The organism is Selenomonas sp. FC4001, assembly GCF_000701565.1.
In the GTDB taxonomy this organism is placed as follows: domain Bacteria; phylum Bacillota; class Negativicutes; order Selenomonadales; family Selenomonadaceae; genus Selenomonas_A; species Selenomonas_A ruminantium_B.
In genome coordinates, this window is sequence record NZ_KL370793.1 from 273,853 (window position 1) to 287,618 (window position 13,766).

Below are 13,766 nucleotides of genomic sequence, written 5' to 3' on the forward strand. Positions count from 1 at the left end.
TGTATTCACTACATCTCCTCTATCCATTTTGTCAATCTCCATGACGATTAATTTACCTGCTGCACCTGAACTTTGGCTGCATCATCACGACGCAGAGCCAGATTGTAGGAACGAACACCAATCGCAATCGGGTCGCCTAAGGGTGCACTGCGGAGTACCTTTACCTTGGTACCAGGAGTGAGGCCCATAGTCATCAGTCTTTCCTTGAGGTCGGAATCGCCAATCTGCTGAATCTTCAGCGTCATGCCGGTCTTACCGTCTTTCAATGTCAAAATCAACGCCTCCTAATGAGTTCTCGAATAATAATGATAATGAGATTATTTCTACTTAAGTTATGATAACGCATATCAATCACATTTGTCAAGGATTCTCATTTACAAATGAAAAATATTATCTTTAGCAAATTTTATGACAACTTATCGAGGCAAAAAAATTGACAAGTCAAATTTGACTTGTCAATCTGCATGCTATTTCACAAGCTCAATCGGCGACAACACCGTCTTGCCCTGACTGTTGGTGAAAATGTCCGCCCGGACGCCGAAGGTTTCCGCCAGACGCTGAACGGTCATTACCTCCCGGGGCATTCCCTGGGCTTTCAAGCATCCATCCTTCACAATCATGATTTCATCGGCGTATTGCAAAGCATGGTTGATATCGTGAAGCACCATGATAATGGTCATCCTGTACTCGCTATTAAGGCGCGCCACAATATCCATAACCTCCAGCTGATGCGCAATGTCAAGATAAGTGGTCGGCTCGTCGAGCAGCAAAATCTCCGGCTGCTGTGCCAGCACCATGGCCAGAAACACTCGCTGCCGTTCACCGCCGGAGAGTGTCTGCACCTGACGCTGCGAGAGCGCCTGCACATGCGTAGCCTGCATAGCCCACTCCACCACTTCCCGGTCGGTTTTGGCATCCCGGGAAAAGAGACTGCGATAGGGAAAGCGGCCGTAATCCACCAGCTGCTGTACCGTGGTGTCAGGAGGCGCTGCCGCCCCCTGCGGCAGAATGCCGATTCGCTTGGCGATTTCCTTGCGCCCCAGCTCACGGATTTCCTGTCCGTCCAGCAGAACTTCGCCCGCGTAATCCGTATTGATGGCCGCCAGCGCCTTGAGGAGCGTAGACTTACCTGCGCCGTTGGGGCCGATAATGGCCGTACGCCGCCCCGCAGAAAAAGAAGCTGTGATGCCATGAAGGATTTCCTTGCCGTCAATGGCCACTTTTAAGTTGGCTGTTTTCAATTCCATCCTCAAAGCTCCCTTCTCAGCAGATACAGGAAAAAGGGCGCGCCCAGCACGGCCATGATGATGCCCACGGGCAGTTCCACCGGCGCCACAATGGTGCGGGCAATGGTATCACAGAATGTCACCGTTCCTGCACCGAGCAAAAGTGTAGCCGGCAGTAATACGCGATAGTCCGAGCCCACCAAAAGACGTGCCGTATGCGGAACAATCAAGCCCACAAAGCCTAAAAGCCCCACCACGGACACAGCACTGGCTGCAAGCAGTGCCGCCAAAGCCGAGAGCATGATGCGCGTTAAACCCACACGCAGCCCGAGCCCTTTGGCCAGTTCATCCCCTAACTGCAAGATGTTCAGATGACGCGCGGCCAAAAGTGCCAATACTGCACAGATAAGCGTATAGGGCCAGAGCATTTCCACCTGTGGCCAGCTGCGGGCCGACAAGCCGCCCACCATCCACATCAAAGCACTGTGTACACGGTCACTGTAGAATATCAGCAGCGCGGAAATGCCCGCACTTAAAAACGCCGATACGGCCACACCAGCCAAAATAATGCGGATAGGCCGGATGCCGTTTTTCCAAGCCAATATGTAAATAAGCAAGGCCGCCCCCATAGCGCCGATAAAGGCCGCCGGAGTTACCAGATAACTGAAGCCTGGGAAAGCCAGCATTATGAGAATGCCCAAAAGGCCTGCCCCTGAGGATATACCGATAATATGCGGGTCTGCCAGCGGATTTTTCATCACGGCCTGCAGGATTGCCCCGGAGAGCGCCAGATTGATGCCCACCAATGCCGCTACGATACTGCGGGGCAGACGGATATTATAGATGATTTGTCCATGAGGACTGCTGCCTGCGCCGGTTAGAAACTCTGCGATTTCCATAAGCGGAATATCCACAGAGCCTTTCACCATGCTGATGAGCAGCCCTAAACAGGCAAAAGCGGCCAACGCTAAGAGCATTAGCGTCCGCCGTTTCCTGCCTGCAGAAAACTCTGCTTCCTTCATTATATTTTTCCTTTACTTTGCCTGCGGATAAACACATTTGGCCATTTCTGCCACAGCCTCAGGATAATGAATACCGGGGCTCAGCAGGAAGAGTTCCTGGGGCAGATAATAAACCTTCTTATCCCGCACTGCGGGGATACTCTGCCAGGCCGGACCTTGCATGGTTTCCTCCATGCTGGCCTTGATGGCCGAAAGCTTGCCCATGCTTGTGACAAAGATGATTTCCGGATTCTGCTCCACTAAAGTTTCCATGCTGTAAGGTGCCGCATCAGGATTTTTCTCCAAGGGCTTGCTGCCGCTGGCCACATTCTCCCAGCCGAGCATTTTGGCCACGGAACCTGCGATACTGCCATCGAGCTGTACCGACAGGCCCTGACTCGTGCTATGGATGATGGACACGCGCCGCTTGTCTGCAGGAATGCTGTTTTTCACGGCCGCAATCTTATCATCCATGTCCTTAATCAGCGCTTCGCCCTTTTCCTTGTTGCCGGTAACGGCAGCGAGCGTATTTACTTCCCGCTTCACATCCTCGTAGCTTTTCATATCGAGCACCAAGGTCTTGATGCCGCTTCCTTCCAGCGCTTCCACGAGCTTTTCATTCATGCCCTTGTTGATGATGACCAAGTCCGGCTGGCAGGAGAGTACCTTTTCTGTATCAATCTGATAAACCTTGCCGACGCTGGTAATGTCCTTGGCATAGGCCGGCATCTTGGTCTTGGAATCCGGACGGCCCACCACTAAATCGGCACCGCCCACAGCTTCCAAGGGTTCCAAAAAGGAAGCCGAAGTCACCACAATGCGGGCAGGTTTCGCCTTGAGTTCTACCTGACGGCCCAAATCGTCCGTTACCGTAACAAAAGTTGACTGGTCAGCGGCCTTCTGCTGCTCACTGCCACAACCAGTCAGCAGGAGTGCCAATACCATAACTGCCGCCAGCAATGCGCACAGCTGACGCTTCATAATATCATCCCCTATTATTTTTTGCGCGTCAAAATCGTGGAGAGATAGTTCAGCTTTTCCTTCTTATGGGCCAGGACATCATAGATGATTTTTTCATCATCGAGGCCGGCACGGCTCACAAGTACAGCCTGTTCAGCCATTTCGTTTTTGTCCAGCATGTCGGCCACTTCTTCAAAGTTCTTGTAGACCTTCATGAGCACCACATTGTCGGCAGCCTGCATGGCCTTTTCCACCTTTTCGGGGCTGGCAGTTGCCGGAATGATGGATAGCACGTCGTCCCCTTCCACAATAGGGTAACCGAGCTGGCTGCCGATAGCGGCAAATGCCGGAATGCCGGGAATGGTCTGAATGTCCACACCCTCATTTTCGAGCAGGCGGAACACGTAGATATAGGTGCTGTAGAACATGGGGTCACCGATGGTCAGGAAGGCCACGTTCTTGCCAGAGCGCAGCAGTTCCAGAATCTCCTGCTTGTTGGATTCCCATGCATCGATGCTGTTTTCCGCAAAGCCCTTCACCATGGGGAATACCTGATAGACGATTTCCACATCCTTCTTGAGATAGGGTTTGGCTACCGTCAGCGCCACGCTGCCGTCTTTCTTCTCCGTCTTAGGAGCGATAAGCACGTCCACCTGTTCAATGGCCTTGATGGCCTTCACCGTCAAAAGTTCCGGGTCGCCAGGGCCCACACCGATACCATAAAAGATTCCACTCATGAATCATTAACCTCCATACAATAGTGTCTTAGCCTATCATACTATGCTGACTATCACCTGTCAAATAAACCTCTAAGTGTGTTTAAGCCGCCCGCCCCAATTTCAGGCAGGGCAGACGGCTTAACACAGCGATGAATATAGATAAAATAGATGAATATGGTGAAATCTTATTTTTCGAGAGCGTTCCAGGCATCTTCCGCACGTTTTACATAGAGGTCGCGGATAGCCTTGTTTTCGCCAATGCCGTGAATGTAGGCATTAACCTTGTAGCCGGCTTTTTCCAGAATGGATTTATGGGAATCTTCTTCCTTACCAGCCATATCGTTGTTGGCATGGTCACCGGCAACCATCATCATCGGCATGAGCGTGATGTTCTTGATGCCGTTCTTCTTGAGCTTGGGCATAACCGTTTCGAGGTTCGGCCAGCCTTCTACCGTGTAAACGTAAACATTCTTGTAACCGGCTTCGTCGAGCTTAGCCTGAATTACAGAATAGTAAGCGTTGGAAACCTGCGGCGTACCATGTGCCATAATCAGGATGGCATCTTCCTTGCCCTGTTTCGGGAACTGGGTGGACAGCGCCTTGATGGTTTCAGCCACATCGTCAGCCTGTTCTTCCTGACCCTGCCAGTACATCAGAGAAGTGCCCAGCGTCATCTTCTTGAACTGGTCTTTGTAGTTGTGATATACGCCGATATCGTAGTTGTATTCCATGCCCGGAATAACATCGAGAGATGCCAGTGCTACGCGGGTGTAGCCTTCTTTTTTCAGCTGTTCCAAGGCTTCTTCCGGCGTCGGGAAAGTAATGCCTTCGTTTTTCTTCACGCGGTTAATGATGATATGGGAAGTATACGCCGTTACCACCTTGGTATTCGGATGCTTAGCCTGAATGGCCTTTACCGTAGCATCGATGGTCTTAGCGCGGGTATCTTTGAACGTCGTACCAAAAGTCATCACCACAATGGCGTCCTTGTTGGCCTTGTTAGCCATAGCCGGGTTTTCGTTCTTGAGCACGCCGATTTCGGATGCCTGCTTGAGGGCCTTGGTCGGAGCCTTGACTTCCTCGTTGAGCTGATAAGCTGCTTCTGCCGGTACATAGCTTGCGGAGAAAGCTGCCCCGCAGGCGATAGCTGCTGCTAACATTTTCTGCCAGTTTTTCATAAATAAAAAACCTCCCTAAATACTCCCCTGCATCAGAAAAAGCACCTCTCTGCAAAAAAGCGCAGAAAGATGCTCCCATCTCAAAAGACGAAATCCCCTTCCCATCGCTCGCAGGTTCAGCAGCCTCCCAACAGCTGCTACGGTGATTGTCAAACAGGCAGTTCTCCTGGCTCGGTTCATCGCTCCCCTGCGCCTTCCCAAAAGCTTCGCTTCCAGTGACTTAACTATGCAGGCTTACTCCCCTTACAGTGGCGGGACCGCGCTGGCCTTTAACCAGCTTCTCTTTTCAGCAGCCGGATGTGCGCCGGCTTGCACCTGTTCCTCTTATGCAGTTTATAAATAAATGTGAAATCACTCACATTTTTAATTATAATCACTAAGATATATGCTGTCAATCACAGCATAAAAGAATTTCATTTATGCGGCCAACTTATCAAAGGCACGACGGCTCAGATAGAAGCCCAGCAGCGCATACGCAGCCAGTACGAGCAGGGATAGAATTTCCCCTTCGCCGCCACTAGCCAGACTTCGCAGCAGCATGCTCGTATGCGTCAGTGGCAGGGCTTCAATCGCCCAACGCAGGACGCTCGGCAATGCCTGCGTGGTAAAAAAGGTGCCACAGAGAAAGGACATGGGCAGCAGGATATAAGTGTTCACCTGACTCATTTCCTCATAGGTGCTGATTTTCATGGCGGCAAAAAAGCCTACCTCCGCAAAGATAACGGCATTGAGCACCAGCACCAGCAGCATCTGGCCGGAAAGCTCCAGCCGGGCGCCAAAACCATAGGCCAGTACCAAAATGATGGCACTGGAGATAAGGCTGCGGAGAACCGCCGCTAAGACCTTCCCCAGCACATAGGCGGCAGGCTTAATCGGAGCCAGAATATATTCTTCCAAACTCTTATGGTAAATGCGCTCGGCATGTACCGGCGTGATGCTGTTAAAGCTGATATTCATGGAATTCAGCGCCAGTATCCCCGGCACGAGGAAGTCCAGATAACTGCCGCTGCCCACGTTAATACTGCGCCCCAATCCCCAGCCAAAGGCCACCAGATAGAGCATAGGCGCCACCATACGGGCCAGAATGAACTTGGTCAGGCGCCGCTTGAGTACAACCCAATCCCGCCAGAATACCGTCCAGGTATCGTATAAAACTTGCAAAATCACAGGCCTCCTTTATGCCCGGTAAGTTCAATAAACACATCTTCGAGATTCGTGGGGCGGATAAGGATGCCGCCAGCCGCTTCCTGACTGCCGGCAAAGGCCGCCGCTTCCTGTTTTTCTCCGAAGAAGCGGTATTCCCGTCCCTCGCTGCCATCCCATTCCACGGTGAATTTTCCGAGCCGTTCCTTGAAGTTTTCCGGCGTGTCAAGTGCCGTAAGTTTCCCCTTGTTTAAGATGGCCACCCGCTGGCAGAGATTTTCTGCTTCCTCGATATAATGCGTGGTTAAAAACACCGTCACGCCGTCCCGGGCAAGTCCCCGCACCAAGTCCCAGATGCGCCGCCGCACCTGCGGGTCAAGGGCTACAGTCGGCTCATCCATAAAGAGAATCTTGGGCTTATGAATCAGTGCCCGGGCAATAAGCAAGCGCCGCTTCATTCCCCCGGACAAGCGGCGCACATTATCATTTATGACCTCGGTCAGTTCCACATAGTTCAAAAGTTCCGCAATCCGCTGCTGGCGTTCCCTTTTTTCCATATGATGCAGGCGGGCATGAAGCTCCATGTTCTCTCCCACGGTCAAATCCTGGTCAAAGTTCACATGCTGGGGCACCACGCCAATCAAAGACTTGACCCGCTGGGCTTCCCCGGAACTGAAGATATCCCGCCCGCCATAGGCAATTTTACCTGCGGTGGGCTTAAGCTGCATGGTGAGCATGCGGATGGTCGTGGTCTTGCCTGCCCCATTGGGCCCCAGCAGGCCAAAGACCTCCCCAGGACGGACATGCAGGGACAGCGCATCGACGGCAGTCTTTTCCGTCTTTTGCCCCTTCTTATCCTTATGCGGAAATTTTTTGGTCAGTTTATCAATAACAATCATCGGGTCTAATTTCTTCCCCCTCGGTATTCATGGCGTTCATTCACCCATTAGTATAGCATCATTACGTCCTTTTGGCGAACCTTCAGTGTGTTTCCGTCTGTTCGCCCCTGACTGCTTTCCGCTGTACATCATACGCGCCAATCTGCTGCCGCATACTGGCCAGCAAAAGTTCCGGCTCCACCGGCTTCGTCAGATGGTCATTCATCCCCGCCTTGCGGGAATCCTCTACATCCTCCTGAAACGCATTGGCAGACAGAGCAATGATGGGCACAAGCCCCGCATCCTTCCTGTCCAGCTGGCGAATCTGTGCCGCCGCCGTCAAACCGTCCATCACCGGCATCCGAATATCCATCAGAATCACATCAATGCTGTACTGCGGCGACTCCAAGAACTGCAGTACGCCCTGTTCGCCGTTTTCAGCGGTAATGACCTGCAGATTATTCATTTCCAAAATGGTGGTCACAATCTCCCGGTTCAGCTCATTATCCTCGCAGACGAGAACCTGACGGCCTTCCAAATCGACCGCCTCGCTATCCGGCAGCTGCTTTTGCCGCCCCTCATCACTGGCCCTTTCTATCTCCAGTTCCACCGTAAAGGTTGTGCCCTTCCCCAGTTCACTTTCCACCACCACAGTACCGCCTAAGATATCCAGCAGCCCCTTGGCAATGGAAAGGCCCAGCCCTGTGCCCATAACGCCCTGCGCAGACAGAGCATCTTCCTGCTCAAAGGGTTCAAACAGCTTGGGAATGAAATGGGCAGATATACCCCTACCGGTATCCTTCACCATAAAGCGGCACTTACAATGGTGGTCATCTCTTTCAAGCACCTTGCCCTCAAGCCATACATCCCCGCCTGCCTCCGTGAACTTCACCGCATTGGACAGGAAATTCAGCAGGATTTTGGAAAGCTTCAGCCTGTCCAGCCGGACAAGGCCCACTTCTGCAAAATCCATATTGACATGAAAATTGACCCCCTTCTGCTCCGCCGTTGAACGGATGGAGGCAATCAAGCGGTCCAGCATATGGTTGGCTTCCACCACTTCATAATCCAGCTGCTTTTTCGCGGAGCCTATCCGGGAAAGCTCCAATGTGTCGTTAATCAAATCCTTCAGCAAAGAACCGGCCGTCATAATCTTCTGCAGGTATTCATGCACCTTGTCGATTTCCTGACATTGCAAGGCCAGCTCTGCCACACCCAAAATACCATTCAAGGGAGTCCGCATATCATGGCTTACATTGGAGAGGAACGCCGACTTGGCTCGATTGGCACTTTCAGCCTTCTCCAAAGCCTGTCGCAGCTGTTCGTTGAGCTTTTCCATTTGCTCCTGATGGCGAATTTCATCGGTAACGTCCTCAAAGCTGCCCACCAACCCCACAATTTCGCCATTTTCAATCAGTGGCCGTTTGCTGGCCACAATATCCCGCATTTCGCCATGACTCATGCATTTGCCACGGACGCGGTAAGTCGATTCTCCCTTATGCAGAACGCGCCACTCATCACTTTTGAACGGCTCTTCCTCCGCATGCCAGCCCATTTCCTCATCGGTTTTCCCTAAGATGACCTGCTCCGAAGGAAAATCGTAATAATCCAAAAAGGCCTTGTTTGCTCCCTGAAAGCGCCGTTCCTTATCCTTCCAGAAAAGTGCCGTCTGCGTGGTATCCAAAATCCGTTCCAAGAGCGCATTCGTATGGGTAAACACTGCCGCCTGCTTTTCCTGTTCTTCCCGTTCGGCCGTTATATCCATGCTGGCAATATACTGCAAAACCGAACCATCAGCCAATTTTCTGCCATAAATGGTCGACATCAGCCATATAAATTTATCTTTTTCTGGTGGCAGAACCATGCGGTAACTAAACTGCAGCAGTTCCTCCGGATTATGAAAAACACGCTGCACCATGCGCAATACGCGTACCAAATCATCCGGATGAATCTGTTCAGTTATCGGCAGCATAAAGAAATCATAGAGTTCTTCGCGGCTCATTTTGAACATACGACAAAGTCCTGCAGAAATATGCAGGACTTCAAGGGCGTCAGGATACCTCCGGCAAACCAAAACCGGCGCATAGGCATCATCAATATTAGCAAATTTATATTTCGAATCGGCTAACATTTGCGCTCCCTCCAGCAATGACTTAATCTTTCACTAGATATTCTGTAAGAAGCGTAAATTTTCCTTCTATAAAGTGGTTAACCAATAAAAAATTTTGTCACCATCCAGAGAAGCGGCACGGCCACCAAGGTGCGTTCCAAAAAAATCACAAACAGGCGCTTGATATCCAAGCCTACATCACTCTTGACGATGATGCTGCCCACCTCGGTCAGATAGATAATCTGCACGAGCGACAGGGCCGAGATAAAGAAGCGAATCTGTTCCGGTGCTTCGGGATTCGTGATGAGCGCCGGAATAAACATGTCGATAAAGCCCACCAACGTAGCCGGTGCCAGCGTGAAAGCATCGGGAATACCGATAGCCCACATGTAAAGTCCCATGGGATAGGCAATCCATTGGAAGATAGGCGTTTCATTGACGAGCAGTGTGCCGATGGTGCCCCAGGCAATGACGATGGGAATCAGGTCAAAGAGAATGCCGATGGCCATCTCAAGCCCCACCTTCACCGCTACGGACAGACGGAACTTTGCCGCCCGCTCCAAGGCCGCGGCAATGGCCCAGCTGACGAGTGAATTGCCCTGCGGCACTTCTTCTTTTAGCTGTGGCTCACCGCGATAATCCTCGGCCACCGCAGCCAGTGGCGGAATGCGCACGGCAATTACCGCCAGCAAGAGGCCCACCACCGTTACCGTCAGATAGAGCAGCGGAAATAAATGCTCCACATGGAGCGTGCCCGCTACCACCATGCAGAAGGGAATGGACACCAAAGAGAAGTTCGTCATAATGGTGGCCGCTTCGCGGCGGCTGTAGTAGCCACTGTTATACTGACCGGCCGTTATGAGCACCGCCGTGTTGGACGAAGCCAGCCAGGAGGCAATGAGGTCAACCGATGCCCGCCCCGGCACATGAAACAGCGGACGGATAAGCGGCTTTAAGAGCACCCCCGTAAACTCCATAATACCCGTATCCGTCAGGAAGGGCAGTACAAAGCTCAACGAAAAAGCCAAAGCCACCAAGGTCTGGGAAAGCCCCACCATGCTGCCGCCCACATCAGCGCCGCGAATCCATTCGGGGCCGATTTCACCGCCCACGGCAATGACAACGAGCAATGCCACCAGCCGCGTAAGCAGATAAGGCCAGGACACATTAAAAAGCCCCATGGCCCACTTGCGCTTCGTGATAAAAGACGGCTGACAGAACCGGCAGGCTAGCGCGCCCAGAGAAGACAACGCCACCAAGAGATACAAGAACCAGGGAACATTGGCGGTAATGAGCTTCTCCAGCCACTCCGTCAGCATCCCTACAGGAGTTGAAAAGCCCTCCCCGCCCCCAACAGGCAGGAGGAACATGCCCATACCAAACAGGGCACCAACCACAAACTTAATCCATGTCATGTATTTTTCCTCACTTTTAATGCATAAATTTACAACAGCACCTATTTTACACGGTTTTTGTCCTCTTGTCACGCATTTTTTTGCCCGATTCTTATAGCCCAGCCCTTGTTGACAAGTCAATCTGACAAGTCAAATGTCAGGGCCAATTCACTCCCCCCGGACGATTAAAATCTGCGGTTCACTTCGTCAGCAACATTTCAGAAAGCCTTGGCGCCTCCCGCTTCATGCCTTTTATGATGACGATTTGGAAGACAAAGGCACACAGTATGACGATAAGTCCCATTATTATCCAGAAGGCCATGCTTTCATCATCCATTCCTTCAACCGCTATGGCCGGATTGTAGACCGTCAGGGCATCGTAGATGGTATGAATGAGTACAGGAACGGCCAACGCGATCACATAGGAGGACTTATACAGAAGACCGTTTTCCCTGTTGTATTTTCCCAGCCCAAGGTATTTGCCCATGATGATGCCCATTGACATATGCATCGCTACATCGGTAAGGCGGAAGAGCGTCATGATACTTTCTCCATACACCATCTCTTCGAGCAAGGTGAAGCCAAAACCTGTCGCACCGCCTATCAGGGCGTATTCGTAGACATTTTTCGGCTTCAATATGCAGATGGCCCAGAGTATCATCAATAGCTTGGCAAATTCCTCGGTGAGCCCAGCCCGCAGAAAAGCTGAGACAAAAGCTTTCAAAAACGGGTCCTGTATATCGCTTAGGCTATAGCCCTCCACCGTCAGGCCATAGCCGATGGCCAGCGTAACAGCAAAGGCCAGGATGGTTGAAAGTACCCCCAGGCCGATAGGAAGCAGGGCCTGCTTTTTACCGATGGTTGCGCCGACCTCCCATTTGCGCATTTTCTTGTAGATTATGCCTAATATAATTGCGGCTAAAAGCATCTGAATAAGTTCCATGATACGTCACCCCTTTCGTCACGGAATTACAACGACCAGCCTATACCTATGCATTTGTGCAGGTAGTTCTTTATATATTTCCCGCTATGTTCAAGAAATCCTTTTCTCAAACAAAAATCCCCCGCAGAGCCAGCATCTTTGCAACTAAGGCAAAAGTGCCAACCCCACGGGGTATCTTAAAATCGAACCTGCCATGCAGGATATATTCAATTATGGAGCTGATAACCAGGATTGAACTGGTGACCTTATCCTTACCAAGGATACGCTCTACCGACTGAGCTATATCAGCAACGACTCGTATAATATAGCATTTAACAGGGTATCCTGTCAACACTTTTTTTAATCTTCGGAGGCGGGTCGAAAACGGAACATTGACATGTCAAATTCCCCTTCCTACTTGAACAGGTCCCAAACCTTAGCCAGGAATCCTCTGTCTTCATAGCGCCTTAACTTCTGCTGCAGATTATGGATTTCATCCTCCAGCACTTTTATCTTATCACTATCCGAGATATTGGTATTGCGGAAGTACAAGGCGTTTATCCCCTTGATGGCATCCGTCGGCGTCAGCCAGGTTTCACTGGCTACCTTGGCGGCATAATGCATATCATAGGCATGCCCTAGTGCCAGCGTCACAGGTGTTTCACTTTTGGCAATCGCTTCGATTACCGCCGGATGATAAAAGGGCGTAAAGTCCACCCTGTCCCCGCCGCCGCGCACGATACAGATGAAATCGTATTTATCCGCTTCGTCATTTATCGCTTGAATGGTTTGCACGATTTCCTCTGGGGAACTTATGGTGATATCATAGGATTTTATGCTGTAATTGCCCTTGCGCAAGGCGTAAAAGTCAGCCTTGCCGGCACTGCCGCCAGCGGTAATCAAAGCCATCCGATTTTCTGTGATTTTGATTTCCGGCGGTGCCGTTGCTGACCATTCATCCTTGTACTCCGCCTGCCACTGCTTGAGCTGATTTATCCACTCAGATTCCCGTGCCTCGCCGTTTTCCAGACGGGACAGGCCGATATACTCCGCCTTGATTTGAAATTCGTTCTTGCGCTCATGCCAAATCTGCAGGCTGCCGCGAACATCCACCACCGCACCTTCGACGATCGCATCCCGGTCAGCAATTTCAATATGTGCCGGTATCCAGACGGAAAGTTTCTTCTTTTCCTCGATGCCGCAGGTCATGATCATAAAGGTCTTTTTCTCATTTATGTAGTGGACGGTTCCATATAGCGTACGGACTTCCTTGAGTTCATCCCCTAATTCCACGTTGTCGTATAGCAAATCCAGATAATCATCCATGGGGATGGGCCTTCGCTTATTGTATTCCTGGATGATATAGGAAACCGCCTCCGGAAATTCTTTTTCATGTTGTTTCCTCAGCTGTTCTGTGTTCAGCTTTTGGGAGTCAATGCACCACATCCAATTATGGTTAACATTTCCCACATTAATTCCCGGAAATCTTTCCGTCTTCAGCGTCTCCCAAAAGTTGCGGTTCTGATAGGGGTCTTTCTGGTTCTCTTGTTGCTTAATCTTAAATTCCATATATCTTCCTTCATCAATGAGCAGAGTTTCAAACATCTATTGATGATAAAGCATATCGTCTGGAAATACAATTAAAGCAAGATTAAAAATCGCTCCTTAATCCGTCCCGAGCCCCTTATCGTTGCGCAGTTGTATTGCCTCGGCAATATGCGGCGCTGTGATATTTTCCGCCCCGGCCAAGTCTGCTATGGTTCTGGCCACTTTGATAATCCTATCATAGGAACGGGCGGAAAGATGCTTCTGCCTGAAGGCCTGCTCCAGCATGGCTTTTGCCTGCGGCTCCAATGGACAGAGCTTCTGCAGCATGGCATGATTCATCTGGGCATTGCAGAAGATATGATATTTTTTGAGCCGCTGCAGCTGTATTTTTCGGGCCGCTGCCACCCGCTGACGGATTTTCGCCGACGATTCCGCCCGCTTGGCTGAGGAAAGCTCCTCATACTTCACCTGCGGCACCTGAATGTGAATATCGATTCGATCGAGCAGCGGCCCGGAAATCCGCTGCGTATAGCGCTTGATTTCATAAGGCGTGCACTTGCATTCCCTGTCCGGAGAACCAGCATAACCGCAGGGGCATCCGTGCGGATAATTGTGCGGGTGCGGTAACGATAACAGTAGACTACCCGCCCGCCCCATCTCCCGGAACAACCACGCAGGAGCGAATCA

The 13,766-nt window shown here is 51.1% G+C and carries 12 protein-coding genes, 1 tRNA gene, 1 pseudogene and 1 riboswitch; all 14 genes and pseudogenes read right to left on the reverse strand.

Annotated features, from left to right (window positions below; genetic code table 11):
- Positions 1-47 precede the first annotated feature (47 nt).
- The gene (locus T320_RS10945; protein WP_026761104.1) at positions 48-272 is read right to left on the reverse strand and encodes a FeoA family protein; all 225 of its coding nucleotides are present in this window, start codon (positions 270-272) and stop codon (positions 48-50) included.
- A 195-nt stretch (positions 273-467) separates the two neighbouring features.
- The gene (locus T320_RS10950) at positions 468-1,247 is read right to left on the reverse strand and encodes an ABC transporter ATP-binding protein (protein WP_037355714.1); all 780 of its coding nucleotides are present in this window, start codon (positions 1,245-1,247) and stop codon (positions 468-470) included.
- A gap of 2 nt (positions 1,248-1,249) precedes the next feature.
- The gene (locus tag T320_RS10955) at positions 1,250-2,203 is read right to left on the reverse strand and encodes a FecCD family ABC transporter permease (RefSeq protein ID WP_156032854.1); all 954 of its coding nucleotides are present in this window, start codon (positions 2,201-2,203) and stop codon (positions 1,250-1,252) included.
- A 57-nt stretch (positions 2,204-2,260) separates the two neighbouring features.
- Positions 2,261-3,208, reverse strand: a complete 948-nt coding sequence (locus T320_RS10960) for an ABC transporter substrate-binding protein (protein ID WP_037355721.1) — start codon at positions 3,206-3,208, stop codon at positions 2,261-2,263.
- A 14-nt stretch (positions 3,209-3,222) separates the two neighbouring features.
- Entirely contained in the window at positions 3,223-3,924 is a 702-nt protein-coding gene (cobI, locus tag T320_RS10965) for a precorrin-2 C(20)-methyltransferase (protein WP_037355723.1), read from the reverse strand.
- Between the two features lie 167 nt (positions 3,925-4,091).
- A complete protein-coding gene (locus T320_RS10970; protein ID WP_037355725.1) occupies positions 4,092-5,084 on the reverse strand; it encodes a sirohydrochlorin cobaltochelatase in 993 nt (330 codons plus the stop codon).
- A 138-nt stretch (positions 5,085-5,222) separates the two neighbouring features.
- Positions 5,223-5,418, reverse strand: a riboswitch (cobalamin riboswitch).
- An 83-nt stretch (positions 5,419-5,501) separates the two neighbouring features.
- Entirely contained in the window at positions 5,502-6,245 is a 744-nt protein-coding gene (locus tag T320_RS10975) for an ABC transporter permease (protein ID WP_037355727.1), read from the reverse strand.
- A gap of 2 nt (positions 6,246-6,247) precedes the next feature.
- Positions 6,248-7,126 carry an ABC transporter ATP-binding protein gene (locus T320_RS10980; RefSeq protein ID WP_026761111.1) on the reverse strand — a complete coding sequence of 293 codons (879 nt, stop codon included), beginning with the start codon at positions 7,124-7,126 and terminating at the stop codon, positions 6,248-6,250.
- Positions 7,127-7,208: 82 nt separating this feature from the next.
- Positions 7,209-9,236, reverse strand: coding sequence for a PAS domain-containing hybrid sensor histidine kinase/response regulator (locus T320_RS14065; protein ID WP_051608730.1), 2,028 nt, complete (start codon positions 9,234-9,236; stop codon positions 7,209-7,211).
- Positions 9,237-9,313: 77 nt separating this feature from the next.
- On the reverse strand, positions 9,314-10,630 hold the full coding sequence (locus T320_RS10990) for a YjiH family protein (protein WP_051608731.1): 1,317 nt from the start codon (positions 10,628-10,630) through the stop codon (positions 9,314-9,316).
- A gap of 178 nt (positions 10,631-10,808) precedes the next feature.
- Positions 10,809-11,552 (reverse strand): PrsW family glutamic-type intramembrane protease, encoded by a 744-nt coding sequence (locus tag T320_RS10995; protein WP_037355729.1) that lies wholly within the window; start codon positions 11,550-11,552, stop codon positions 10,809-10,811.
- A gap of 213 nt (positions 11,553-11,765) precedes the next feature.
- A tRNA-Thr gene (locus T320_RS11000) sits at positions 11,766-11,841 on the reverse strand.
- A 104-nt stretch (positions 11,842-11,945) separates the two neighbouring features.
- A complete protein-coding gene (locus T320_RS11005; protein ID WP_037355734.1) occupies positions 11,946-13,100 on the reverse strand; it encodes an exodeoxyribonuclease VII large subunit in 1,155 nt (384 codons plus the stop codon).
- Between the two features lie 96 nt (positions 13,101-13,196).
- Positions 13,197-13,676, reverse strand: a pseudogene (locus tag T320_RS11010) (ATP-binding protein); the annotation flags it as partial.
- Between the last annotated feature and the right edge of the window lie 90 nt (positions 13,677-13,766).

Excerpts from the sequence above, each read along its gene's own strand:
- T320_RS10950 (WP_037355714.1), bottom strand. The coding sequence starts at position 1,247 with ATGGAATTGAAAACAGCCAACTTAAAAGTGGCCATTGACGGCAAGGAA.
- T320_RS10980 (WP_026761111.1), bottom strand. The coding sequence starts at position 7,126 with ATGATTGTTATTGATAAACTGACCAAAAAATTTCCGCATAAGGATAAG.
- T320_RS10960 (WP_037355721.1), bottom strand. The coding sequence starts at position 3,208 with ATGAAGCGTCAGCTGTGCGCATTGCTGGCGGCAGTTATGGTATTGGCA.
- cobI (WP_037355723.1), bottom strand. The coding sequence starts at position 3,924 with ATGAGTGGAATCTTTTATGGTATCGGTGTGGGCCCTGGCGACCCGGAA.
- T320_RS10990 (WP_051608731.1), bottom strand. The coding sequence starts at position 10,630 with ATGACATGGATTAAGTTTGTGGTTGGTGCCCTGTTTGGTATGGGCATG.
- T320_RS10970 (WP_037355725.1), bottom strand. The coding sequence starts at position 5,084 with ATGAAAAACTGGCAGAAAATGTTAGCAGCAGCTATCGCCTGCGGGGCA.
- T320_RS10995 (WP_037355729.1), bottom strand. The coding sequence starts at position 11,552 with ATGGAACTTATTCAGATGCTTTTAGCCGCAATTATATTAGGCATAATC.
- T320_RS14065 (WP_051608730.1), bottom strand. The coding sequence starts at position 9,236 with ATGTTAGCCGATTCGAAATATAAATTTGCTAATATTGATGATGCCTAT.
- T320_RS10955 (WP_156032854.1), bottom strand. The coding sequence starts at position 2,203 with ATGCTCTTAGCGTTGGCCGCTTTTGCCTGTTTAGGGCTGCTCATCAGC.
- T320_RS11005 (WP_037355734.1), bottom strand. The coding sequence starts at position 13,100 with ATGGAATTTAAGATTAAGCAACAAGAGAACCAGAAAGACCCCTATCAG.